Raw genomic sequence first — 21,859 nt, forward strand, 5'->3', positions numbered from 1 at the left:
CCGTCATGACCCGGGTGGTCGTTTGCGGCAGCCTCAACATGGATGTCGTCGTGCAAAGCGCACGGCGGCCCCTGCCAGGCGAGACGGTGCTGGACGCGGAAGTCGCCTTCCTGCCCGGCGGCAAGGGGCTCAACCAGGCGATCGCCGCGGCCCGGCTCGGCCCGCCGACATCGATTTTCGGCGCTGTCGGCGACGATGCCTTCGGCAACACGTTGCGTGGTTTTCTGGCCGACAACAACGTCGACACGCTCGGTCTCCACGTCGTGACCGGACAGGCTTCGGGGCTGGCGCTCATTCAGGTGGCGCAGGGCGACAACGCGATCACCGTCGCCTCGGGAGCCAACCGGTATTTCAGCGAGATCATGGTGAGCGCCGAGCCGCGCCCCAGCGAAGTCTGGGTGGCGCAATTCGAGACACCGCTCGAGGCGACGCGCATCATCATGCGCAAGGCGCGCCAGGCCGGCGCGCGCACCGTGCTGAACATGGCACCCTTCCAGTCCTATCCTGCGGCGCTCCTGAAATCGATCGATGTCGCGGTGCTGAACGAGATCGAGCTCACGCAGGCTACCGACATCACGATCGGCACCTCGAGTGCGCTATCGACTGTCGTCGAGGCCTGCCACAAGCTTCGCGCCAAGGGTGCGCGCGCCGTGGTGGCGACACTGGGGCCGCGTGGCGCCGTCGTAGTGACGGCCGAAAGCGCCACGGCCATTCCCGGCGCCAAGGCCGACGTGATCGACACCACGGGCGCCGGAGATTGCTTCATCGGCGCCTTTGCCGCCCGTCTGGTGGTCGGGGCCACGCCGGTCGAGGCGGCGCAGTACGCCAACGTCGCGGCCGCCCGTTCCGTCGAGCGGCTGGGTGCCGCACCGTCCATGCCGACCGCCAAGGAAGTTGCGGCCCGTCTGGCGAGCGCCTAAATCCTGCGCATGGTGCAAGAGCTCTTTCGTCAGGACGCCTATCTCAAGGAAGCCGACGCCGTCGTGACCGCAGTCGAGGACCGCGGCGTGCGGCTCGACCGCTCCATCTTCTATCCCACCGGCGGTGGCCAACCCGGCGACACCGGGGTTTTGCGCTGGGAGGGCGGACAGGCGAGCGTGGCCGACGCCGTCAAGGCCGACGGAAGCGACGTGCTGCATGTCCTGGCGCCGGATGCGCCGCGGCCGCCGGTCGGCAGCGCGGTGCACGCGGTGCTCGATTGGGATCGCCGCTACCGCCACATGCGCATGCATACCGCACTGCACGTCATGTCCGCCGTGATCAAGGGCAATGTCACCGGCGGCCAGGTGGGCGCCGACCGCAGCCGGCTCGATTTCAATCTCGAGGGCGAGGTACCGACCAAGGAATGGGTGACCGAGGAGATCAACAAGCTGCTCGCGGTCGACCGGCCCGTGGTTGCGCAATGGATCACCGACGCGGAGCTGACTGCGCGGCCCGAACTGGTGAAGACGATGAGCGTGCGGCCACCGATGGGCGCTGGCCGCGTTCGTCTGCTGTCGATCGACGGCGTTGATCTGCAGGCCTGTGGCGGCACGCACGTGGCGCGCACGGCGGAGATTGGCCGTGTCGAATGCGTCAAGATCGAGAACAAGGGCAAGATGAACCGCCGGTTCATCATCTCTCTCCCCTGAGGAAACGCCGGATGTCCTACGCAAGACCCGATGCCCTGGTCAGCACCGAGTGGCTGGCCGACCATCTCGATGCGCCAGATGTGCGCATCGTCGATGGCTCGTTCTATCTGCCGGCGCAGAAGCGCAACCCGAGAGCGGAGTACGAGAACCAGCACATTCCGGGCGCGGTATTCTTCGACATCGACGAGATCGCGGACACCACGAGCCCCCTGCCGCACATGCTGCCCTCGCCGGAAAAATTCTCGGCGCGCGTGCGCAAGCTCGGCCTCGGAGACGGCAACAAGATCGTGATCTACGACACCACGCCCATGACCGGTGCGGCGCGCGTGTGGTGGATGTTCCGCGCCATGGGCCACAAGGATGTCTCCATCCTCGACGGCGGCTTGCCGAAATGGATGGCCGAAGGGCGGGCCGTCACGGACGATCCGCCGCTTCCACGTAACCGCCATTTCACGGCACGGCTCGACAACACGCTCGTGCGTTCGATCGGCGACGTGAAGGAGCTGATTCAGAGCCACCGCGAACAGATCGTCGATGCCCGCGCCGCGGCTCGCTTTCGCGGCGAAGCGCCCGAGCCGCGTGCCGGCCTGCGCGGCGGACACATGCCGGGCGCCTTCAATCTTCCGTACAACGATCTGATCGATCCGACGACCGGCACCATGCTGCCGGGCAAGCAGATCGCCGCCCGCCTCGCGGCCTCGGGCATCGATCCGACAAAGAAGGTGACCGCAAGCTGCGGATCCGGCGTCACGGCCTGCGTCGTGGCACTCGGCCTCTATCTGGTTGGCGCGCCGCATGCCGCCGTCTATGACGGCTCATGGACTGAATGGGGTGGCCGTGACGATACACCGATCGTCACTGGCGCCTGAGCTTTTCGCCCATCAGCCGGCGCCGCGCGCGGACGGCCGACTCGAGGTCACGATCACCTATCTCGAGCTTGCCTTCGGTGCATGGACGCGGCGAGCCGTGCCGCCCTCTTCGGCCGTCACGATCACGTACGAAGCCACACCGAGCGTCGCGCTCTATCGCGAGCTCTACGATCGTGTCGGCCGGCCCTGGCTCTGGTACGAACGGCGACTTCTTTCCGACGAATCGCTTGGAGCGTTGCTTGCCCGGCCCGGGCATGAGCTGCATACCGCGCGTGCCGGCGGGGACGTCGCGGGTTATTTCGAACTGGACAACGACGAACTGGCCTTCTTCGGCCTCACGCCGGATCATATTGGTCAAAGGATCGGTCCCTGGCTTCTCGACCGTGCCATCGAGCGGGCCTTCGCCCGCGGCTCGCGGCGGCTGAGCCTCAACACAAATACGGTCGACCATCCCCGGGCGCTCGCGACCTATCTCAAGGCAGGCTTCCACGTGACGCGAAGCGAAGCGAAAGAATTGCAGGATCCACGCGTCCTCTGGCCGGACCTCTATCGCTGGCCGCCGGCTTGAGCCCTGTGCCATAGTCGGTCCTATGACTGCGAAGAAAACTTATACCAGACCCGATACCGTCTTGGCCGTCGCCGGACGCGATCCCGACAACAATTTCGGTATCGTCAATCCGCCCGTGTACCACGCCTCGACCATCCTCCAGCCGACCATGGAGAAGTTCGAGAACCGCATCCCGTTCGAAGGATTCGGCTATGGCCGCAACGGCACGCCGACCCAGAAGGCACTGGAGGATGCCGTGGCGGCCATCGAGGGCGCGCATCGCTCGATCGCGGTGCAGTCCGGCCTCGCGGCCGTAACCGGGGCCATGGTGGGGTTCCTGAAGGCCGGCGACCACATGCTGCTAACCGACAATGCCTATGGTCCGGCGCGGCGCTTCGCTAACACCACCCTCAAGGGCTTCGGTGTCGAGACGACGTTCTTCGATCCGATGACCGGCGCCGGCATCGAGAAACTGATGAAGCCCAACACCAAGGTGGTCTACCTCGAAGCCCCTGGTTCGCAGACCTTCGAGGTGCAGGACGTGGATGCGATCGCCGCTGTCGCCAAGAAAAATGGAGCGGCAGTCCTCATCGACAACACCTGGGCAACGCCGCTCTACTTCAAGCCGTTCGACCACGGCTGCGACGTCTCCATCCACGCGGGAACCAAGTATATCGTCGGTCATTCGGACGCGATGATGGGCGTCATCTCGTGTGCCACGCGCCAAGTCTTCGAAACCGCGAAGACGGCGTGCCAGAATTTCGGCTTCCATGCCGCGCCGGACGATTGCTACCTGGCCCTGCGAGGATTGCGCACCATGGCAGTGCGGCTGCGCCATCACGAGAAGAGCGGCCTCCATATCGCCGGCTGGCTCAAGGCGCGGCCCGAGGTCGACAAGGTGCTGCATCCCGCCCTGCCCGACTGTCCCGGTCACGAGAACTGGAAGAAGCAGTTCATGGGCGCCTCGGGTCTGTTCTCCTTCACCTTGCGCGACGGCTACAGCCGCGGCGCGCTCGCGGCCATGCTTGACGGCATGGACATCTTCGGCATGGGCGCAAGCTGGGGCGGCTACGAGAGCCTGATGATCCCGGCCCATCCGGAGCATTACCGCACCGCCGTGCCGTGGCCGGCCGGCAAGCACCTGCTGCGCGTGCATATCGGGCTGGAGGATGTGGAGGATTTGAAGGCCGACCTCGCCGAAGGCTTCGACCGCCTGAACCGGGCGCACAACGCCTGAGTGCCGGCTAGCGTGCGGATCGTCGACATTCGCGAGCGCACGGTCGACATCTCTCGCTACAGCGATCGCTCTCTGCCGTCGGGTGGTCTCACGACCAGCATCGTCGCCCTCGCAACGGATGCCGTGCGCAGGGGCCGGCCCGTGGTCGGGTTCGGCTTCTCCTCGGTCGGCCGGTTCGGCCAGGGCGGTCTGATTCGCGAACGCTTCGCGCCGCGCCTGATCTCCGCCGGCGAAGTCGATCCTGTCGCCGCATGGGCGGCGATGATGAAGGGCGAAAAGCCCGGCGGTCACGGCGAGCGTTGCGTTGCCGTCGGCACGCTCGACATGGCGTTGTGGGATGCTGCGGCGAAGATTGCCGACCTACCTTTGCATGCTCTGTTGCGGCAACGCTTCGGCGATCGCGGCAATCCTGCGGCCGTTTGCATCTATGCGAGCGGTGGCTATCCCCATCCCGAGAACGATCCTGTGCGACTGAAGGAAGAGCTGCGACGGTTCCGAGACAGCGGCTACCAGAGAGCCAAGATCAAGATCGGCGGAGTGCCGCTTTCGCGCGATCTCGATCGGATCGCCGTCGCAGCGGAGATCTTCTCCGCGCCGCATTCCCTGGCGGTCGACGCGATGAACGGCTACGAGCCTGCCGCCGCCATCGCCGCGGCCCACGCCTTCCGTCCCCTGCAGCTCATGTGGCTCGAGGATGTCTGCGATCCACTCGACTTCGAGACCCAGTCGGCAGTAACCGCGGTCTATGAGGGGCCGATCGCTTCGGGCGAGGCGCTCTTCTCCGTTGCCGAGGCGAAACTGCTCGACCGTCACGGCGGCTTGCGTCGTGACCGCGACATCCTGCTGTTCGATCCTGTCCATTGCTACGGGTTGCCGGGCTATCTCGACATCATCGAGACAATGGAGACGCGTGGCTGGAAGCGCTCGGCCTTCTGGCCGCATGGCGGCCATCTCTTCAGCCTGCACGTCGCAAGCGCCCTCAGCCTTGGCGGAACGGAAGTCAATCCGTCGAGCTTCCAACCGTTCGGCGGCCTCGCCGACGGCGCCGTCCTGTCCGCGGGCTGTGCCTCGCCGACCGACCTGCCCGGCATCGGCTTCGAGGGCATCGAGGCACTCGATCATCTCTTCCGCCGCCTGTGATCTGTCAGGCCGATCTCCGGCAGCCGGCGCACGTGCCCGTGACCTCGAGCGTCATATCGCGGGCAACGAAGCCGCGGCGGCTGGCGCTCGCGGCGATCGTGTCGGCAACGCCATCGCTTTGCAGCTCCTCGGCGTTGCCGCATTCGCCGCAGATCAGGAAGAAACCGCGGTGGCTCTCGCCGGGATGGCTGCAGCCGATGAAGGCATTCATGCGCTCGATGCGATGGATCAGCCCGTTCTCGATCAGGAAGTCGAGGGCGCGATAGACCGTGGGCGGCGCCGATCCCCGTTCCTCGTTGCGCAGTTCGTCGAGCAGCGCGTAGGCGCCGACCGGTCTGTGGCTCGACCATACGAGTTCGAGAACGCGGCGGCGCAAAGGTGTGAACCGCAGGCCCTTGACGGCGCACAACTTCTCCGCCGCGGCGATGGCATCCTCGATGCAGTGGCGGTGGTCGTGGCTCTGAGAGGGGGCTTTGGCCGGCCTTTTCAACGCGATCCCGATTTGCCAAGCGAGAAGGCCGCGATTATACGCCCCGTTCCTCTTCGAGGCCAAGGCACGCCCATGTCCAGCGCCGCACCCACGATCTATCCGCAAGCTGCGATCGACAAGATGATCGCGGCGATCCAGTTCAACGACCAGGGCCTCGTTGCGGCCATCGCCCAGCAGCGCGGCACGGGCGAGGTGCTGATGATGGCCTGGATGGACCGCGATGCGGTCGCGGAGACCATGCGCACCGGCCGCGTCTGCTACTGGTCGCGGTCGCGCCAGGCGCCGTGGCGCAAAGGCGATACGTCCGGCCACATCCAGGAGCTGGTCGATCTGCGGGTCGATTGCGACGGCGACACATTGCTGGTCGAAGTCGAGCAGACGGGCGTTGCCTGTCACACAGGACGTCACAACTGCTTCTTCCGCGCGATCCGCAATGGCGAGCTGGAAACCATTGCCGCGGTGGAAGCCGACATGACGGCCGTTGGAAAGGAGTAAGTTTGACCAAGCGCAATTTTCCGCGACGCAGGTTGCTTGGTGTCGTGCTGGCCCTGCCGCTCGGCGCCTGTTCGAAGACCAGTTGGAACAATCCGTTTGGCTCCTACAAGCCATTCACCCTCACCGAACGCGGCGACCGCATGGTGCGATGGCTGCACAACGACGGACATGACGTCATGATGGCCCCGGAGGCCTTCGCGGTCATGGGCCTCTCCAACGGCGGGCGAGACATTCCCGTGATGCAGATGGCAAAGGACGGCCGCGACGGCCGTTACGTCATCAGCCTGGTCAATGTCCGCAAGATCCACGAGTTCGTGATGCATCGCCGCCAGGGTGATGTACTCACTTTCCACCACTGCGATACCGCCTTCGTTCGCCAGAGCTCGGTGCGCTATCCGCGCAATGGCAAGCCGACGCTGATCCTGGACACCGCATTCGCCGAAGCGGACTTCCGTCAGCAGCGCGCCTTTTGGTTCGCGGAGATGCCGGGACGGTAGTATTGTCCCGACGAGATGACGGTTGCCGCCGAGACTTCCTTATCCCCTCGCAAGACCCTCACCGTGTGCGGCGGTGCTCATGCCCTGCATGACGGCTTCACCGATCTTCTGAACGTGCTCTATCCTCTGCTGCAGGCGCAATTCGGCCTGAGCTACGCCGCGGTCGGCGCGCTGAAGGCGGTCTATTCCGGCGCCATGGCGAGCGGCCAAATTCCATCAGGCTGGCTCGCCGGTCGGCTCGGCGGCGTGAACGTCCTGGCTTTCGGCACGGCCTTGGTCGCCGCGGGCTACGGGCTCGCAGGCATCACCGGATCGCTCTACGGCATCGTCGCCGGCCTGCTGCTCGCCGGCCTGGGCGGAAGCACCCAGCACCCCATCGCCTCGACGCTGGTCTCGGCCGCCTTTCCCGGCCTGCGCTCGCGCGGCGCTCTCGGCACCTACAACTTTACGGGCGACGTCGGGAAGGTCGCGCTGCCGTCCCTGTTCGCCCTGCTCGCGGCTTCCTTCGGCTGGCGCGATGCGATGCTGGTGACGGCCGCGATTGCCGTGACTGGCGCCGGCGTCATCCTGGCGACGCTGCCGTCGCGCGGCGGTTCCGGAGCAAGTACCGAGGCCAGGTCCGTGGCGGGCCAAGACCGCCCCTGGGCCTTCTGGTTGCTGTTCTTCATCCACATAGCCGACAGCGCAGTGCGCAGCGGCTTCATGATCTTCCTGCCCTTTCTGCTGCGTGGAAAGGGTGCCGATCTGCCGACCATCGGGCTCGGCTTGTCGCTGATGTTCGCGGGGGGCGCCGCCGGCAAGCTGGTGATGGGCTGGATCGGCGCACGCTTCGGCGTGGTGACGTCGGTCGTAGTGACCGAAGTCGCCACCACCGTGCTGATCCTTGCGATCCTGCCGCTGTCGCTCACGACCTCCCTGGCGCTGTTGCCGCTGCTCGGACTGATGCTGAACGGCACGTCGTCGGTGCTCTATGGCACGATTCCTGAATTCGTCACCGTCGAGCGCCGCACCCACGCTTTCGCGGTTTTCTACACCGGCGGATCGGTTGCCGGTGCCAGCAGCCCGTTCCTGTTCGGCGTGCTGGGCGATGCGATCGGCCTGAGCCCGGCGCTCGCATGCGTCGGCGGCCTGGCCCTGGTCACAGTCCCATTGGTCGCGGCACTGCGTCCTGCCTTCCGCGCCGGCTAAGCGCCCTTCCAGACCGGGCCCATGGGCCGCAATCTGACGCCCGTGCGCAGATGCTTGTAGGGCATCTCGACAGGATCGGTAATGTGCGCGCCCGGAGATTGCACGACCAGGATCGTCTCGGCGATCGGCTGGAAATCGGCTCGGAAATGGACCGTCGATTTCAGCGCCAGGATGGGCACCTTCGAGGGCTCGACACCGACATGGCGGAACATTTCCTGGTCCGCCGCCTGGACGCGCTTGCAAGCCAAGACCGCCGACACCCCGCTCGCCTCGTCGGTCACCAGCGCCATCGGCCCGATCTGAAATTTCGCGCCACCATAGAACGGGCCTGTACCGGTGAATCTGCCGTCGCCCAGCTTGACCACGCGCCAGTCGGCCTCGACAGGCTTTTCGCCGGCATAACCTACGGCGGCGCCGATACCGCGCCGCATGATCTGGCCTTCGCCGGCCTCGGCTGCGGCCTGGGCCGCCAACTCATCGACGATCATGCCGATCACGGCGCCCTTCGCCTTGTGGCGGACCAGCGCCGCCAACAGGCCGACCGTATCCGAAGTGCCACCGGCACCCGGATTGTCCTGGACGTCGGCGAGCACGATCGGCTTCGTCGCGGCCTTCGAAAGCTCGATGGCGCGCGACGCCGCCGTATCCGGATCGAGCAGCTCGCCGGCAAACGCTTTCTCCTGGGCGTTGACGGCCTGGGCCAGCCGATCGGCAGCGGCCTCGACGGCCTCCTTGTCGTGGCCGTAGACGACCATCGCCGGACCGCATTGCGCGATATCTGCCGGCGGAAAACCCGGCGTGTGCGTCACGCTCACGATCCCCTGGTTGTGGGTCCGCTCGCCACCCTCGAGTTCTCGTACGAGATCGAAGATGCCCTTCGCTGGCTCGATGGAGGTGCATTGCCAGACCAGCGGAATCAGGAAATCGAGCTGGCGATAGGCGCGATAGATCGGCCGCTTGTCCCTGAGGAGCCGGTCGACGAGCTCGGCAGCACGCCCGCCCGTCGTTGCCATGTCGATATGCGGGTACGTGCGATATCCGACCAGCGCGGTTGCCAACCGCGCCATGTCGGGCGTCAGATTGGCGTGGTAGTCGAGGCTTGCCACGATCGGCAGCTTACTGCCCACGATCCCTCTGATGCGCCGCAGCCATTCACCCTCGCCGTCCTCGGCATGCTCGGCCACCATAGCTCCGTGCAGGTCGAGATAGATCGCGTCGAGCGGACCGAGGCTGCGGAGAGCGGCATCGAACAGCGTCCACATGCGTTCATAGGCATCCTCGGTCACATAGGAGGCCGGCGGCGCCGCGGCCCAGGCGAGCGGCACGACCTCGTGGCCGAGCTCGGCCAGGCGTTTGACGGCGCCGGCGATAGGGATGTTGAAGCCTTCCACACCGGCGATAAGCTCCGCCCCCTGCAGCAGCGGCGGCCAGGCATCGGCCCGCACGAAGTCGCTCCAGGTCGCCTGCTGCGGCGCAAAGGTATTGGTCTCGTGCTGAAAGCCCCCGACGGCGACACGCGCCATAGAACTCCCCTTTCATATCGGCCGGAAGCCGACCATATCATCGATATGCGCGGAATCCTGTCTCTGCTGCTGCTCTTCGTCCTCTCGGCATGTTCCATTCCCGAGACGCGCTGGGAGAAGGCCGGCGCCGATGAAAAGGCTGCGAACAGCGACCTCCTCACCTGCCGCCAGGCGGCGCAACAGGAGACCTTCGCCACCTCTCCCTTTTACGGATTCGGATTCGGATTCGGCCCGCCGTTCGGGCGCTTTCGCCATTGGTCATTCTACGACAGCGATCGCTTCTACACCGAAGGCCGGCTGACCGACTTCTGCATGCGCAACAAGGGCTACCAACTCGTCACGATCCAGCCGCCGCAAACGAAGCCGCCGGCACAAGCGCCGGCTGCACCGGCCGCTGCGACGGACAAATGAGCATCAGCTCTTCTTCTGCCGGGTCGCATCCTCGATCGCCCTGATCAGGACCGGCCAATACTCCTTGTCGTGACCGAGCTCGCGCGCGCGTTCCATCAACTCTCGGGCAACGTCGGCGCCGAGCGCCGGCACGCCGCGTTCCTCCGCCATCTCGATCGCATAGCCGAGATCCTTCAGCGCATAGACCGTCGAGAAGGCGCGCTCGGGGAAGGCGCCCGGCAACATCGCCTTCATGCCGTGATTGCGCAGCGCGAAGGAGTCGGCGGACCCTTTCGTCAGCGTCTCGAACAGAACCTTGCCGTCGACGCCGTAGGCGCGCGCGATGCTCAGCGCCTCGGCCAGCGCAACCCCGGTCTGGAAAAGGATCATGTTGTTCAGTATCTTCACGGCCTGGCCTGCCCCGGCATCACCGCAGTGCGTGACCTCGCTGGCCATATGGCGCAGCAGCGGCTCGATCCGCCCGAAGGTATCAGCCGTCCCACCCACCATGATCGACAACGTGCCGTCAATCGCCGCCTGGCGGGTGCGCGCGACCGGAGCATCGGCAAAGGCACACGACCTGCCCTCGAACTCGGCATAGAGCCGCCGGGCAAGCGAGATCGGCGCTGTGCTGAGATCGATCACGGTCGATCCCAGCTGAACCGTCGCGATCAGCCCTCCATCGCCGAGACAGACCTGCTCGACTTCCTTGCCACCAGGCAGCGAGAGGAGGATCGTCCGGCACTCGGAAACGATTTCCTTGATCGACGCGGCTTTGACCCCGTCGACGGACAGACGTTCGAGCGGCGCCCGGTTGCGATCGGCGGCGAGTACGGGCAGCCCGCTCTTGCGGACGAGATTGCGGCACATCGGTTCACCCATGGTGCCGACGCCGATGAATCCGATGCTGTCGGTCATGTCAGTCCACGATGAAAAGCTTGGCACCGACATCGGTGCGCGAGCGATGGGCGAGGTTGCCATCGGCAACCTGGTAGCTTTGGCCGGGCCTCAGCACGATCGTCCGGCCGTCGGCTAGCTCGGTTTGCAGTTCGCCCTCCAGTACCAGCAGCACATGTCCCTTCTGGCACCAGTGGTCGGCGAGGTAGCCCGGTGTGTACTCGACCATGCGGACGCGGATATTGTTGAAATTGCAGGTGCGCCAGTAAGCCTTGCCGGTTTCCCCGGGGTGCTCCGTCCGTTCCACGTCACTCCAGTCGGTCATGCCGAAGGGTATGTCGAACATCAACATGGATCGATCCCTCTTCGGTATGCATGTAGCATGAAATTCATCCCCACCGGGCCAGCGCCTTCGCCAGGCTTTCCGGTCCGCGATAGAGCATCGCGCGCCAGCCGCACATGCGCGCCCCGTCGACATTCACCGGCGCATCGTCCACGAACAGGATCGACTGCGCCGCGGTCACGCCCATGCGTGTCTGGGCACTGGTGAAGAACACGCGGTCGGGCTTGCAGACGCCGAGCGCGGCCGAATAGACGATCTCGTCGAAGTGCCGGCCGAGCCCCACAGTGTCGCGCAAGTAGGCGATACGATGGTGTTCCTGGTTCGTCGCGGCGAAGCAGCGTCCGCCGGTACGCTTTCGCCACCCGTCGGCCAGCGCCAGCACCTCGCGGTCGATCGCGACATCTTTCTCGAACCAATAGTCGACGAACTCTTCGAGCCGGCCGGCCAGCCCCATGGGCTCGAAGTAGTTGTGCAGAGCGACATAGAGATCGAGGCGGCCGCGCAGCACATCGAGGAACTCGGCCCTGAAGAACTCGCGCGCCATCTGTTCATGGTCGAAGCCCCAGTCGGCTTGCAGGGTGGCATACCAGGGCGCGGGCGAGCCGGGATGTGCGAGCGAAACGACGCCGTCGATGTCGAGAACGAGAACGGGGCTGGCACTCATGGCATGCCATGCTACAGCATCGGGATGGAGTTGGTCGTACCCGACCTTGCCTATCTCGACGCCTACGCCGATGCCCTGCGGCGCGGCTGGTCGCCGGACAACATCAGGCTGGAGATGACGGCGCGTGAGGAGCTGGCGAAGATCGCCGCGGACCCGGTGGCCTTCGTCGCTTCGCTCGACGACCGCGAGGCGAAGGGCGGTCCAATCACCTTGCCGGATGGCTCGAAGGCCGCGCGTCTTCCCGGTTTCCGACGTTGGATATGGGACGGCACGTTCTGCGGCTCGATCGGCCTTCGCTGGCAGCCCGGCACGGCTCTCTTGCCGTCGCATGTGCTCGGCCATATCGGCTATGCGGTCGTGCCCTGGAAGCGCGGCCGAGGCTACGCCACGCAGGCCCTCGCCCTGATGCTCGAGGAGGCGCGGCGCGAAGGCTTGCCTTATGTCGAACTCACCGCCGATCCGGACAACGAAGCGTCGCAGAAGGTGATCCGGGCCAATGGCGGCGTGCTCGTGGAGCGCTTCGAGGCGCCGGCATATGGAAAGGAAGAGCTGCGCTTTCGCGTTGCGCTCGACTAGGGATCGCCGCCGGCCCGCACCACCGCCTCGACCATGGTGGCAAGCATGGCGAGGCCCCGCGCCTTCAGTGCGCGCGGCGAGTCGTCCTCGCCGATCTGGCCTTCCAGCACCAGGGTGATGAAGCCATGGATCGAGGCCCATGCGAAATCGACCATGCGTTGCTTCACCTCGGCCGGCGCCCTGGGAATGACGGCTTCGACCGCGGCTATGTGGAGGTGATGGGCGCTCCTGGCCGCTTCCGCGAGAGCGGGCGTCTCGAAGCGATTGGCCTCGCGGCTGAACATGAGCTGGAACAGCACGGGGCGGGCTGCGGCAAAGGCCATGTACCCCACGCCCTGTGCAACCAGCCGCGCCGCCGGCGCGTCCACCGCGCGCCCCGCCTCGGCTTCCATGGCGGCAATGAGTTCCTGGTAGCCACGCGTCGCGATTTCCGCCAGGAGGTCATCGATCGACGCGAAGTGGTGGGCGGGAGCCGCATGGGAAACCGACGCCCGTCGCGCGCATTCCCGCAGGGTGAAGCCGCGGATGCCTCTTTCCTCCAGAAGCTTGCGGCCCGCCGTGACGAGCGCTTCACGCAATTCGCCGTGGTGATAGGGCTTGGATGACTCGGCCCGTGCCATACGGCCATCGGCCATGCGCTTGACCGCCTGTCAAGATTCGGAAACTCAATTTGTCGCCGGCTAGATGATCAGGTTTATATCTAGACAATATCAAGATTAGGTTTGCGCTGCCGTCGGCTTTCCGGGCTCTGACCCACCCGCATGATGTCCAGGATCGCCAGGGTGACGAATTGCGGCTGACCCGCCGCCTCCTGCTGTGGCTTGATGGGCCGCGTGGCAGAGGAGGAACAGGATGGCGTTCGAGACTTGGCTTGCTTTCGCGGCGGCATCGTCGGTACTGCTATTGATCCCCGGCCCGACCGTGCTGCTGGTCGTGTCCTATGCGCTCGGACAAGGGTGGCGTATGGCAGTGCCGATGGCCTTCGGCGTTGCCTTCGGTGACTTCACGGCCATGACTTTGTCCATGCTGGGCCTCGGCGCACTGCTCGCGGCATCCGCCACACTGTTCACCGTTCTGAAGTGGGCCGGCGCCGCCTATCTGGTCTGGCTCGGGATCAAGCTCTGGCGTGCCGGGGGCGTCCTCGAGACGACGCCGAGTTCCGGCACGGCATCGGCGGCGCGCATGCTCGGCCACGCCTGGCTGGTCACCGCGCTCAACCCCAAGAGCATCACCTTTTTCGTTGCCTTCCTGCCCGCCTTTCTCGATCCCAAGGTCGATTTCCTGTCCCAAATGCTGGTCTTCGAAGCGACCTTCCTGACCCTCGCCTTCGTCAACGCCTTTTCCTACGCCGTGGTCGCCGGCAAGGCGCGCAGCTTCGTGGCCAATCCGCATGCGATCAGCGCCATAAACAAGACCGGCGGGACATTGTTGATCGGCGCCGGCGTCGCGACCGTCACCCTGGCCGGCGCGCAGAGTTGAGACGCCCTCGACGTATGGGACTGATATCCGACGCCGCCGAGCCGGACTATTTCACCGGCTCGCTGACGAACGCGACCTTGCTCAGACCAGCCTTCGAGGCGTCGGCAAGCATCTCGGCGACGTAGCGATACGGCACGCCCTGGTCGGCGCGCAGATAGATCTCGGGCTGGGGGCGCTTCTTGCCTTCCTCGCCGAAGCGCTGCGCCGCTTCCTCGCGTGTCAGCCGCTGCCCGTTCCAGAACAGCGCTCCCGTTCCGTCGATCGCGAACTCGACCTTGTCCGGCTTCTGGATGTCGGCATTGGACGTCGCCTTGGGCAGGTCGAGCTTGACGGCGTTGGTGAGAAGCGGCGCCGTGACGATGAAGATCACGAGCAGCACGAGCGCGACGTCGATCAACGGCACCATGTTGATCTCCGCCATGGGCTGCGAGGAAGACTTCCGATCGAAGCTGCCGAAAGCCATGACCCTTCTCCTCGCTTACTTGACCGCGGACAGCGACACGCCGCCGGGCTTTGGCGCGCGGCTCTGTGCCGAGGTCTGCAGCGTGCGGCCCATCGACAGGAAGGTCATCAGCTCGAAGGCAAAAGCATCGAGCTTTGCGGTCAGCACGCGATTGGAACGGGTGAGCCAGTTGTAACCCATGACCGCCGGCAACGCGACGGCAAGGCCGATACCGGTCATGATCAGGGCCTCGCCCACCGGCCCGGCCACCTTGTCGAGCATGCCCGACCCGCTCATGCCGATCGCGACCAGCGCGTGGTAGACGCCCCACACGGTCCCGAACAGCCCCACGAATGGCGCCGTCGCACCGATCGTGGCCAGTACGGTGAGCCCGTTCTCGAGCGCCGTCGTCTCCTCGTCGAGCACCTTCTTGATCGTGCGGGTCAGGAATTCCTGCTGGCTGCCCGCTTCCTCGAGCTTGGCGGCGCCGAACTTTTCGTGGTGCACCTGCGCGTGCAGCGAATGCGCGGTGAGATGACCAAACGGCTCATGCACGCCGTGCACGGTAAGCTCGTTCTGGACGGCCTCGAGCGAAGTCGCACTCCAGAAGAAACTCAGGAATTTCCTGCTCCGGCTCGTCCGTATGATCTGGCTGATGCCCTTCATGACGATCAGATACCAGGAGATCGCCGACATCGCTGCCAGGATCACGAGCAAGCTGCGGATGACCAGGTCGGACTGCGTGAGGAAGTGGGCAAAGCCCAAGGCTTGTGTGTCCCCCATAATGATCCCTCTGCTACTGCAACACGAATTTGATCGGCACGAGGACCCAGACCGGCTGCGGAATGCCGCCTTCGCTGTAGGGCCGGAACTGAGCGGCACGAACTGCACTCAACGCCGACTCATCGAGAGCTTGATGCCCCGACGAAGTCTGCAACGACACCTGGCTCGGCCGCCCCGTGACGTCGATCAGCACGCGCACCATCGTGACGCCCTGCTCGTTGTTGCGGCGCGAGTGTGCGGGGTAGACCGGATTGGGCCTGACGAGGAAGCTGACTTGCGAGGCACCGACCGTTTTTGGCGCTGTCGGTTGCGCCGGCGGCTCCGCTGCCGGCGAAGGCTGGGCGGGCGGGTGGACCGCCTGCTGCGGATGCGGTTTCGGCGGTGGCGGCTTGGCGACCGGCGGCTTGGGCTTTGGTGGCCGCGGGGGCGGCGCCTCGACCGGGAACGCGGGCGGCGGAAGATCCGGCGGTGGCGGCTGGACCATCGACTCGAGTTCGGGCTCCGGCGGCGGCGTGTCCTCCGGCAGAGGAACGTTGATCTGCGGTTCCGGGGGAGCCTCGGCCGCAACCATGCGGACTTCCATTGGCGGCGCTTCGCCTACGACGATCCTGGGCGGATCGATCTGGGTCAGCGCCCAGCCGCAGCCCACGTGGAAGAAGATGACGAACGCCAACAACCCGCCGCGCATAGCAGGCGACAGCGGCTCCGACCGATGCGGAGCGCCGATCTCGCGATCCGTCGATAACGCGAATGGCGGAGCTGATGCCGGCATCATGGGCAAGGCGTCATGGCTGTAACGGCCACAGGGCAAGACCGAGCGTGACCATCACCGATGCGCCAAAAATGGCAAAGCCAAGACCACGGCGACGGTTCGTCTCCCACCACAGAATGAGGCCGCTAAGCGACAGAAAGAGCAAGCTCCCGGCCAACGTGTCGACGAGGAGAATCCAGGGAACTGGCATTCCGACTCCCTTGTGCAGGTTGGTGAGCGTGGCGAAGAAGCCGTTCTCGACGGTTCGCACGCTCACCGATCGGTTGCCCACCCAATACTCGACCTGAATGACGCGATCGGGGCCGCCGAAGGCGAAGCTCCAGCGCTCGGGCTGCATCAGCGGGCGCTGGCCGCCGTCGTTCATAGTGCGCTTCTCCGCCCAGGCTACCGGACGCGCCCGCTCGATCCGCATGTTGTTGGCGGACCGGTCAAGCTTCAGAGCGTCGCGCAGCCAGCTCGCCATCGCCTCCGCGGTCTCTGGACGAGCATCGGGCAGCGCGAGTTGAGCATTGAGTGTCTTCTGCGCCGGGAGTTCGAGCTTGAGGACGGCCCGATGGTTGAGCCACACACCGCTTGCGCCGAAGATCAGTCCGAGCATCGCGCCCCACAGGCCCAACCAGCCGTGGGTGCGGCGCACCCAGCGCACGAAGGCCAGCCGGCGGTTGATCCGCAAGCTGGCTGCGCCGGCGATCGTGGCGTCAGTCGTCAGGTCTCGCTCCATTCGCGAACGAGATTGTGGTAGCAGCCGATCAGCGACCGCCGCGCGATCTCGTCCGCGTTCGTCTGGTTGAGGCGTTGGATGGCGCCATCCATCTCGTAGAGCATCGTCCGCTGCGCATCGTCGCGGATCAGGCTTTGCACCCAAAAAAAGCAGGATGTGCGCGTGCCGCGCGTGATCGGCGCAACTTGGTGAAGGCTAGCCGCCGTATAGACCACCATGTCGCCGGCCGGCAGCTTGACGCTGTGGCAGCCGTAAGTGTCCTCGATCTGCAGCTCGCCGCCGTCGTAGTCGGCCGGATTGGTGAGAAACAGCGTGGCCGACACGTCGGTTCTGATCTTGCGCCCGTCATGGGGATGGATGCGGACGCTGCCGTCGACATGTGCGCCGAATTTCATGCCCTCGCCATAGCGATTGAACATCGGCGGATAGACCATATTCGGCAGCACGGCGCTGATGAAGACCGGATTGCGCTCGATCGCCGAGACGACGATCCGCTGGCAGGCAAGCGCCACTTCCGAGCGCTCGTCGATCTGGCGATTGAACTTCACCGGCGCGCCCTGATAGCCGGCGGTCACCCGTCCGTCGACCCAGGCCTCTCCGGCGCGGTCGAGACGCTCGCGCAGGCTCACGAGCTGCGCGGCGTCAAGAACATCGGGTATGCAGACCAGCATCGAGAGCCTCTGCCTACATGTGATAGGTGAGCGTCAGCATCGCCGTCAGACCCGATCCTGGCACAGCGCGGCCGCCGTCCGACGGAATGAGCTGGTCGTAGTACTGGACGTTGAACAGATTGAACACGTTCAGGCGCAAATCGTATTTTTCCGCCTTGTAGGCAGCCGTCGCGTCGAATCTGACAAAGGCCGGCACGGAGGTCGTGTTCTGGGTATTCACGTACCGGGAACCGAGATAGGTAGGTCCACCTCCGATCTCGTACTTGTGGGCGAACGTATACGTCGTCCACAGGACTGCAGCGTCGCGCGGCGTGTTGGGTGGCACGGTACCCGTGAGCGCCCCTCCGTCGATGACGCGGCCGTCAAGGTAAGTGTAGCCGCCGAAGACCTGCCATTCGGGTGTAATGCGCCCGGCTACTCCGGTGCGTACGCCTTTGACACGCGTCGTGCCGTTTGCCGTAAAGGTTCCGTCGGCATTCGAGACTCGCGCATTCTGCTTGGTGATCTGGAAAATCGCGCCCGTCAGCGACAGATTATCGCCGAGCAGGTCGAACTTGACGCCGGCTTCGAAAGCCTCGTTCGTCTCGGGCGGCAGAACCTGCGAGCCCGTCGTGTTGACAAGCTGCTCGAGCGACGGATTGAACGACGTACTATAGGAGAAGTAGTAGGTCTGCTCGTGCGTCGGCTCGAACAGGATGCCGGTCCGGACACTGGTGAAAGTGTTGGTCTGATTTGTATATGGCACCGCGGTATTGCCGGGCGCGTTGGCAAGATTGATCGAGTTGCCGACCTGCGCATTATATATGTCGTATCGGACGCCGCCGACCAGCTTGAGCTGAGGAATGATCGTTAACGTATCGTTGATGTAGATGCCAAACGACTTCGCCATGGCGGTCGCCAAATTGCTCGGCAGCTCGGGCGCATTGGGTGGCGTGTTGCCCCCGCTCGGGTAGAGCAGCGAGGTACAACTCACGTAACCCGAGGTCGCGCCGTTCGTGATGAGCGGCGTGCCGTTGCAGGTGCCATTTCTGAAATAGTTCTGCTGGTAGAAGCTTTCATAGCCAAGGTCGATGCCCGCCAGCAGATCGTGCCTCAAAGGCCCCGTGTCGACCTTTGCCTGAAGTTCCGTCTGATTGTTGAGCGTGATATCAAAGATATTGCGATCGTGACTTTGCTGCCGAACCATCAGGTTCTGTGCCGGTCCTGGATAGGAAGTGATGGGCGTGAAAACGCCGGCGGCATTGACTGTGCCAATCGACTGCGGCGCTGTTTCAACGACGTTGGTGTTCACATAGTTGAACTGCGTCTGGTTGCGAATCTTTATATCCTTGTTGAATTTGTGCTCGATGGTGGCCCCCACCATCGCAATGTTCTGATCGGTATAGTCGCTCGAGAAACCGTAGGCGTTGTTGAGGTTGACGTTCGCCGGAAACCCATTCAACGGCGGCAAGCCATAGTCTGCATGGTCGTGATTGCGCTGCAACAACCCATACAAGGTGACCTCGGTCGGCGTGCCGATGCCGAACTTGTAGGAAGGCGCGAACCCGAAATCGAGCACTTCCGTCTGGTTGCGCGTCGAGACCTTGCCCGCCTGGAACATCATCGGCACGCGAATGGCCGAGCTCTCGCCGGTCGGCAGGTCGATATCCGCCGTGCCGCGCACGAGGCCGTTGGTCGTGACGGAGCCGCTGACTTCCGTGCTCTTGCGCAGCGACGGCTTCTTGAGGACCTGATTGATGACGCCGCCGGTCGATCCGCGGCCGAACAGCATCGAAGACGGTCCCATCAGGACCTCGATCTGCTCGAGATCGAAGACATCGCGATAGTACTGCGCGGGATCGCGCATGCCGTCGATGTAGAGATCGGTCCGCGCCGTAAAGCCGTTCAACGTGATATTGTTGCCGATCTGGCCGCCTTCGGCCGCGCCGATCGTGACGCCCGGCACCTTGCTGACCGCGGCGGCAAAGGAGGTGGCGCCCGTAGACTGCATGAGCGCCTTGTTCACGATGGTGATCGATTGGGGGATGTCCTGGACGTCGCCGCCCAGACGGCCGAGCGACGTTGCCGGCGGCGCGAAGTCGTCACTGGGGCGAGAGCCCGTCACTGTCGTAGTCTGCATTGTGACCGGCGCCCCGGTGTCGGCGGGTTTGGTCTCCTTCGGCGCGGGCGGCGGAGAATCACTCGGGGTCGGTGCCTGCTGCGCCGCCGCCTCCTGCGAAAGCGCAACGGGCGCGACGAGGAGACCGACGAGTGCTGTTCTTGCAGGAATACGACGCCTCAAGACTGATCTCCCCAACTCGCGCCGGCCGCCAACTTTGGCCAGCAACTGCGAATGATTAGCATCTCTTTAGCGCAGATGAGAATGCCTCGCATTCACTTTTTGGGAGTCAGCTTTGCCTTTTTTATAGAGCGGCCTGGCCGGAGATAGTTCGCAGCGGAGAGCAAGGAGCCTGCTCCGACAGCCATCAGGACAACACCAACGCCCAGCGCGATCTCGACTTGCCATGGCCGCGTCTGCTGGTCGTCCACCAGCGCTGGCCGGGCCGCGGTGGCCTGCCCGTGGTACCGGATGCGCGTGTGATGCGTCACAAGCTCCCCGTTGCGGGTGATCTTGGCCCAGAAACTATCGCTTACAGGTACCGGCCCCATATGATGGACCCCACCTTGAGGATCCTTCCACGAGAGCTGGACGACATGCGTCATTCCCCCTTTTTCTGCAGGCACGGTGGAGGCCGAGGTGATCTCGGCTGTCGTCTCGATCCCGTCCGCAGAGCCGGATGCCGCGTCCTCGACTGACCAGGCCCGGAACGTAAGAACCGCTCCCAGAAGGAGCGCTACCAAACCGAACAGAACTCGGCGTAGTGGAAAGGAGAGCGGTGCCTGGCCGGCCACGGCCACCCTCCCGGCGCCAGCGACGCCCCCGCGGGCGCGCGCCATCCAGAAGCCGAGAATGCCGAAGCCGAACCAGGCAGCGACGGCCACGAAGGTCGCGTCGCGAAGCCACTCCTGGAGGGCAGCGAAGCGCGCCACCGCGTCGGCATTGATCACCGGGACGGCGTGCGGATCGTCCATCACCTTCGCCGGCACGATCGCGAGCTTGACTTGCTCCCCCGATACGATGGTCCGGGCAAAGCCCTCGGTGACGGGGACCTTCCTGAAGGTGTGCGGCTTGCCGTCCCTGCCCTCCCATTTGAGATCGACGGAGAGGCCTTGTTCGACGAAGCGCGGCCGCCAACCGTCGAAGGCGAAGGGCGCGAAACGCTGATAATGCGCGCCCGTGATCTCGACGATGGCCGGATAGCCTTCGTCGAGGACGCGCTGCATGTTGCGCCGGCTGTCCCAGCATCCTGCGACGACGACGGTCGCGAAGACCGCCATCAGCAGGAGAAGATTGCGGACCCTCACGGCGCGCAGCGACATCGTCTTCTGTTCTCTGGCTCGCAGTAGATGGCGACCCCGGCGTGACTCGAACACGCAACATCCTGCTTAGAAGGCAGGTGCTCTATCCTGTTGAGCTACGGGGTCGTAGCGAAACAATAGCACGACAATGGATGGAGCCGCCGATACGGGCCGGGCACAGGCGCGGTCCCGTCAATGGGTCCAGCGGCCCACTCTGGTGTAGGCAAAATTGTCGGCATAGGCCTTTGGTCGAACGGCGTGGGACTGCGGCATCTCGACCGCGTACTGCCAGCCGTTGCGCTCCGCGTGCGCCTTGGCTTCTTCGAGAGTCGGAAACCAGATCTGGACCTGCTGCATGGTGTCGCGCGAGCTGGTCCAGCCCATCAATGGATCGATCTGCGTCGGCGACGGCTCGCTCTCCAGCACCCATTCCTTGCTATTCGCCTGCCCGGACTGCATGGCACTCTTGGCCGGCTTCAAGATGCGAACCTTCATGGATCCTCGTCTCCTCGCCGCTCCCATTGCGACAGCATGTGGTCGGGGCGGCCGGATTTGAACCGACGACCTTCTGCGCCCAAGGCAGACGCGCTACCAGACTGCGCTACGCCCCGCGCCACACGCACTGGCGGCGCGGCGCTTTTTATCAGCGGCTGTGACGGGTCGAAAGCGCAATTTCCGGGTGGTAGGATTGAACCATGTTCGATCAGACACCCGAGGACGGCGGTCGAGGCCGCGCCCCTTCCCTCAATGTCCTGGGCGGGCCGCTGCTGCCCTGCTCCGCGGCGCCGCTGACCGGCTTCTATCGCGATGGCTGCTGCAACACGGGCCGCGAAGATGCGGGCTTGCACACGGTTTGCGCAGTCATGACAGCGGAATTCCTGACCTTTTCCAAGGCGCACGGCAACGATCTCAGCACGCCAATGCCGGAATACGGCTTCGCCGGACTGAAGCCCGGCGACCGCTGGTGCCTTTGCGCCGCCCGTTGGAAGGAGGCGCTCGACGCCGGCAGCGCTCCCCAGGTGGTGCTTGAGGCGACGCATGCGGTGACCTTGCGCCTCGTCCCGCTGGAGGAGCTGAAGAAGTACGCCGTCAAGCTTCAGTGAAA

Annotated in this window: 27 protein-coding genes and 2 tRNA genes; 13 read left to right on the forward strand and 16 right to left on the reverse strand. The window is 64.8% G+C overall.

Features of this window, described 5'->3' with window-relative positions; all coding sequences use genetic code 11:
* Positions 1-5 precede the first annotated feature (5 nt).
* Genes VH499_RS02895 through VH499_RS02920 form a run of 6 tightly spaced genes read left to right on the forward strand, consistent with a single transcriptional unit; the run spans position 6 to position 5,424 of the window.
* On the forward strand, positions 6-920 hold the full coding sequence (locus tag VH499_RS02895) for a ribokinase (RefSeq protein ID WP_332051179.1): 915 nt from the start codon (positions 6-8) through the stop codon (positions 918-920).
* Positions 921-929: 9 nt separating this feature from the next.
* Positions 930-1,631, forward strand: coding sequence for an alanyl-tRNA editing protein (locus tag VH499_RS02900; RefSeq protein ID WP_332051180.1), 702 nt, complete (start codon positions 930-932; stop codon positions 1,629-1,631).
* 11 nt (positions 1,632-1,642) lie between these two features.
* Positions 1,643-2,500 carry a 3-mercaptopyruvate sulfurtransferase gene (sseA, locus tag VH499_RS02905; protein WP_332051181.1) on the forward strand — a complete coding sequence of 286 codons (858 nt, stop codon included), beginning with the start codon at positions 1,643-1,645 and terminating at the stop codon, positions 2,498-2,500.
* Positions 2,469-3,068, forward strand: coding sequence for a GNAT family N-acetyltransferase (locus VH499_RS02910; RefSeq protein WP_332051182.1), 600 nt, complete (start codon positions 2,469-2,471; stop codon positions 3,066-3,068). Before sseA ends, VH499_RS02910 begins: the two co-directional genes overlap by 32 nt.
* 22 nt (positions 3,069-3,090) lie before the next feature.
* On the forward strand, positions 3,091-4,284 hold the full coding sequence (metC, locus tag VH499_RS02915; RefSeq protein WP_332051183.1) for a cystathionine beta-lyase: 1,194 nt from the start codon (positions 3,091-3,093) through the stop codon (positions 4,282-4,284).
* Complete coding sequence (locus VH499_RS02920; RefSeq protein ID WP_332051184.1) at positions 4,285-5,424, forward strand: enolase C-terminal domain-like protein; 1,140 nt, start codon at positions 4,285-4,287, stop codon at positions 5,422-5,424.
* A gap of 4 nt (positions 5,425-5,428) precedes the next feature.
* On the opposite strand, the gene VH499_RS02925 is transcribed toward VH499_RS02920, so the two are convergent.
* The gene (locus VH499_RS02925; RefSeq protein WP_332051185.1) at positions 5,429-5,914 is read right to left on the reverse strand and encodes a Fur family transcriptional regulator; all 486 of its coding nucleotides are present in this window, start codon (positions 5,912-5,914) and stop codon (positions 5,429-5,431) included.
* A 72-nt stretch (positions 5,915-5,986) separates the two neighbouring features.
* Here VH499_RS02925 and hisI point away from each other — a divergent pair, with 72 nt between their 5' ends.
* From hisI to VH499_RS02940, 3 genes are read left to right on the forward strand one after another with little or no spacing between them, the layout of a single operon-like run.
* Complete coding sequence (gene hisI, locus VH499_RS02930) at positions 5,987-6,409, forward strand: phosphoribosyl-AMP cyclohydrolase (RefSeq protein ID WP_332051186.1); 423 nt, start codon at positions 5,987-5,989, stop codon at positions 6,407-6,409.
* A gap of 2 nt (positions 6,410-6,411) precedes the next feature.
* Entirely contained in the window at positions 6,412-6,906 is a 495-nt protein-coding gene (locus VH499_RS02935; RefSeq protein ID WP_332051187.1) for a hypothetical protein, read from the forward strand.
* Between the two features lie 15 nt (positions 6,907-6,921).
* Positions 6,922-8,094, forward strand: a complete 1,173-nt coding sequence (locus VH499_RS02940; RefSeq protein WP_332051188.1) for an MFS transporter — start codon at positions 6,922-6,924, stop codon at positions 8,092-8,094.
* Here the strand turns inward: VH499_RS02940 and VH499_RS02945 are convergent.
* Complete coding sequence (locus tag VH499_RS02945) at positions 8,091-9,617, reverse strand: M81 family metallopeptidase (RefSeq protein WP_332051189.1); 1,527 nt, start codon at positions 9,615-9,617, stop codon at positions 8,091-8,093. The two genes, VH499_RS02940 and VH499_RS02945, sit on opposite strands and share 4 nt — an antisense overlap.
* Positions 9,618-9,662: 45 nt before the next feature.
* Here VH499_RS02945 and VH499_RS02950 point away from each other — a divergent pair, with 45 nt between their 5' ends.
* Entirely contained in the window at positions 9,663-10,028 is a 366-nt protein-coding gene (locus tag VH499_RS02950; RefSeq protein WP_332051190.1) for a hypothetical protein, read from the forward strand.
* Between the two features lie 3 nt (positions 10,029-10,031).
* Here the strand turns inward: VH499_RS02950 and VH499_RS02955 are convergent, their stop codons facing one another.
* Genes VH499_RS02955 through VH499_RS02965 form a run of 3 tightly spaced genes read right to left on the reverse strand, consistent with a single transcriptional unit; the run spans position 10,032 to position 11,911 of the window.
* Positions 10,032-10,925 (reverse strand): NAD(P)-dependent oxidoreductase, encoded by an 894-nt coding sequence (locus VH499_RS02955; protein WP_332051191.1) that lies wholly within the window; start codon positions 10,923-10,925, stop codon positions 10,032-10,034.
* 1 nt (position 10,926) lies between these two features.
* A complete protein-coding gene (locus tag VH499_RS02960) occupies positions 10,927-11,256 on the reverse strand; it encodes a DHCW motif cupin fold protein (protein WP_332051192.1) in 330 nt (109 codons plus the stop codon).
* Between the two features lie 37 nt (positions 11,257-11,293).
* Positions 11,294-11,911, reverse strand: a complete 618-nt coding sequence (locus tag VH499_RS02965) for an HAD-IA family hydrolase (protein ID WP_332051193.1) — start codon at positions 11,909-11,911, stop codon at positions 11,294-11,296.
* A gap of 24 nt (positions 11,912-11,935) precedes the next feature.
* Between VH499_RS02965 and VH499_RS02970 the strand changes: the two genes are divergently transcribed.
* On the forward strand, positions 11,936-12,487 hold the full coding sequence (locus VH499_RS02970; protein WP_332051194.1) for a GNAT family N-acetyltransferase: 552 nt from the start codon (positions 11,936-11,938) through the stop codon (positions 12,485-12,487).
* Here VH499_RS02970 and VH499_RS02975 read toward each other — a convergent pair.
* Positions 12,484-13,122, reverse strand: a complete 639-nt coding sequence (locus VH499_RS02975) for a TetR/AcrR family transcriptional regulator (protein ID WP_332051195.1) — start codon at positions 13,120-13,122, stop codon at positions 12,484-12,486. The two genes, VH499_RS02970 and VH499_RS02975, sit on opposite strands and share 4 nt — an antisense overlap.
* 217 nt (positions 13,123-13,339) lie before the next feature.
* Here VH499_RS02975 and VH499_RS02980 point away from each other — a divergent pair, with 217 nt between their 5' ends.
* On the forward strand, positions 13,340-13,966 hold the full coding sequence (locus VH499_RS02980; protein WP_332051196.1) for a LysE family translocator: 627 nt from the start codon (positions 13,340-13,342) through the stop codon (positions 13,964-13,966).
* A gap of 46 nt (positions 13,967-14,012) precedes the next feature.
* Here VH499_RS02980 and VH499_RS02985 read toward each other — a convergent pair whose 3' ends face one another.
* The 10 genes from VH499_RS02985 to VH499_RS03030 all read right to left on the reverse strand — a co-directional run bounded on the left by VH499_RS02985 (position 14,013) and on the right by VH499_RS03030 (position 21,365).
* Positions 14,013-14,429, reverse strand: coding sequence for a biopolymer transporter ExbD (locus VH499_RS02985; protein WP_332051197.1), 417 nt, complete (start codon positions 14,427-14,429; stop codon positions 14,013-14,015).
* Between the two features lie 15 nt (positions 14,430-14,444).
* On the reverse strand, positions 14,445-15,191 hold the full coding sequence (locus VH499_RS02990; protein WP_332051198.1) for a MotA/TolQ/ExbB proton channel family protein: 747 nt from the start codon (positions 15,189-15,191) through the stop codon (positions 14,445-14,447).
* Between the two features lie 13 nt (positions 15,192-15,204).
* Positions 15,205-15,864 carry an energy transducer TonB gene (locus tag VH499_RS02995; protein WP_332051199.1) on the reverse strand — a complete coding sequence of 220 codons (660 nt, stop codon included), beginning with the start codon at positions 15,862-15,864 and terminating at the stop codon, positions 15,205-15,207.
* Positions 15,865-15,976: 112 nt separating this feature from the next.
* The gene (locus VH499_RS03000) at positions 15,977-16,684 is read right to left on the reverse strand and encodes a PepSY-associated TM helix domain-containing protein (RefSeq protein ID WP_332051200.1); all 708 of its coding nucleotides are present in this window, start codon (positions 16,682-16,684) and stop codon (positions 15,977-15,979) included.
* Positions 16,669-17,355: a Fe2+-dependent dioxygenase gene (locus VH499_RS03005; protein ID WP_332051201.1), complete on the reverse strand. Its 687-nt coding sequence runs from the start codon at positions 17,353-17,355 to the stop codon at positions 16,669-16,671. The genes VH499_RS03000 and VH499_RS03005 overlap by 16 nt, the downstream gene beginning before the upstream one ends.
* A gap of 13 nt (positions 17,356-17,368) precedes the next feature.
* Complete coding sequence (locus VH499_RS03010) at positions 17,369-19,459, reverse strand: TonB-dependent siderophore receptor (protein WP_332051202.1); 2,091 nt, start codon at positions 19,457-19,459, stop codon at positions 17,369-17,371.
* Positions 19,460-19,728: 269 nt separating this feature from the next.
* Entirely contained in the window at positions 19,729-20,775 is a 1,047-nt protein-coding gene (locus VH499_RS03015) for a hypothetical protein (protein WP_332051203.1), read from the reverse strand.
* A gap of 28 nt (positions 20,776-20,803) precedes the next feature.
* A tRNA-Arg gene (locus tag VH499_RS03020) sits at positions 20,804-20,880 on the reverse strand.
* Between the two features lie 66 nt (positions 20,881-20,946).
* Positions 20,947-21,249 carry an ETC complex I subunit gene (locus VH499_RS03025; RefSeq protein ID WP_332051204.1) on the reverse strand — a complete coding sequence of 101 codons (303 nt, stop codon included), beginning with the start codon at positions 21,247-21,249 and terminating at the stop codon, positions 20,947-20,949.
* Between the two features lie 39 nt (positions 21,250-21,288).
* A tRNA-Pro gene (locus VH499_RS03030) sits at positions 21,289-21,365 on the reverse strand.
* 84 nt (positions 21,366-21,449) lie between these two features.
* On the opposite strand from VH499_RS03030, the gene VH499_RS03035 reads away from it, so the two are divergent.
* Positions 21,450-21,857: a DUF2237 domain-containing protein gene (locus VH499_RS03035; RefSeq protein WP_332051205.1), complete on the forward strand. Its 408-nt coding sequence runs from the start codon at positions 21,450-21,452 to the stop codon at positions 21,855-21,857.
* The last annotated feature ends 2 nt before the right edge of the window (positions 21,858-21,859 follow it).

The sequence above is a fragment of the Reyranella sp. genome (genome assembly GCF_036558665.1).
Lineage (GTDB): Bacteria > Pseudomonadota > Alphaproteobacteria > Reyranellales > Reyranellaceae > Reyranella.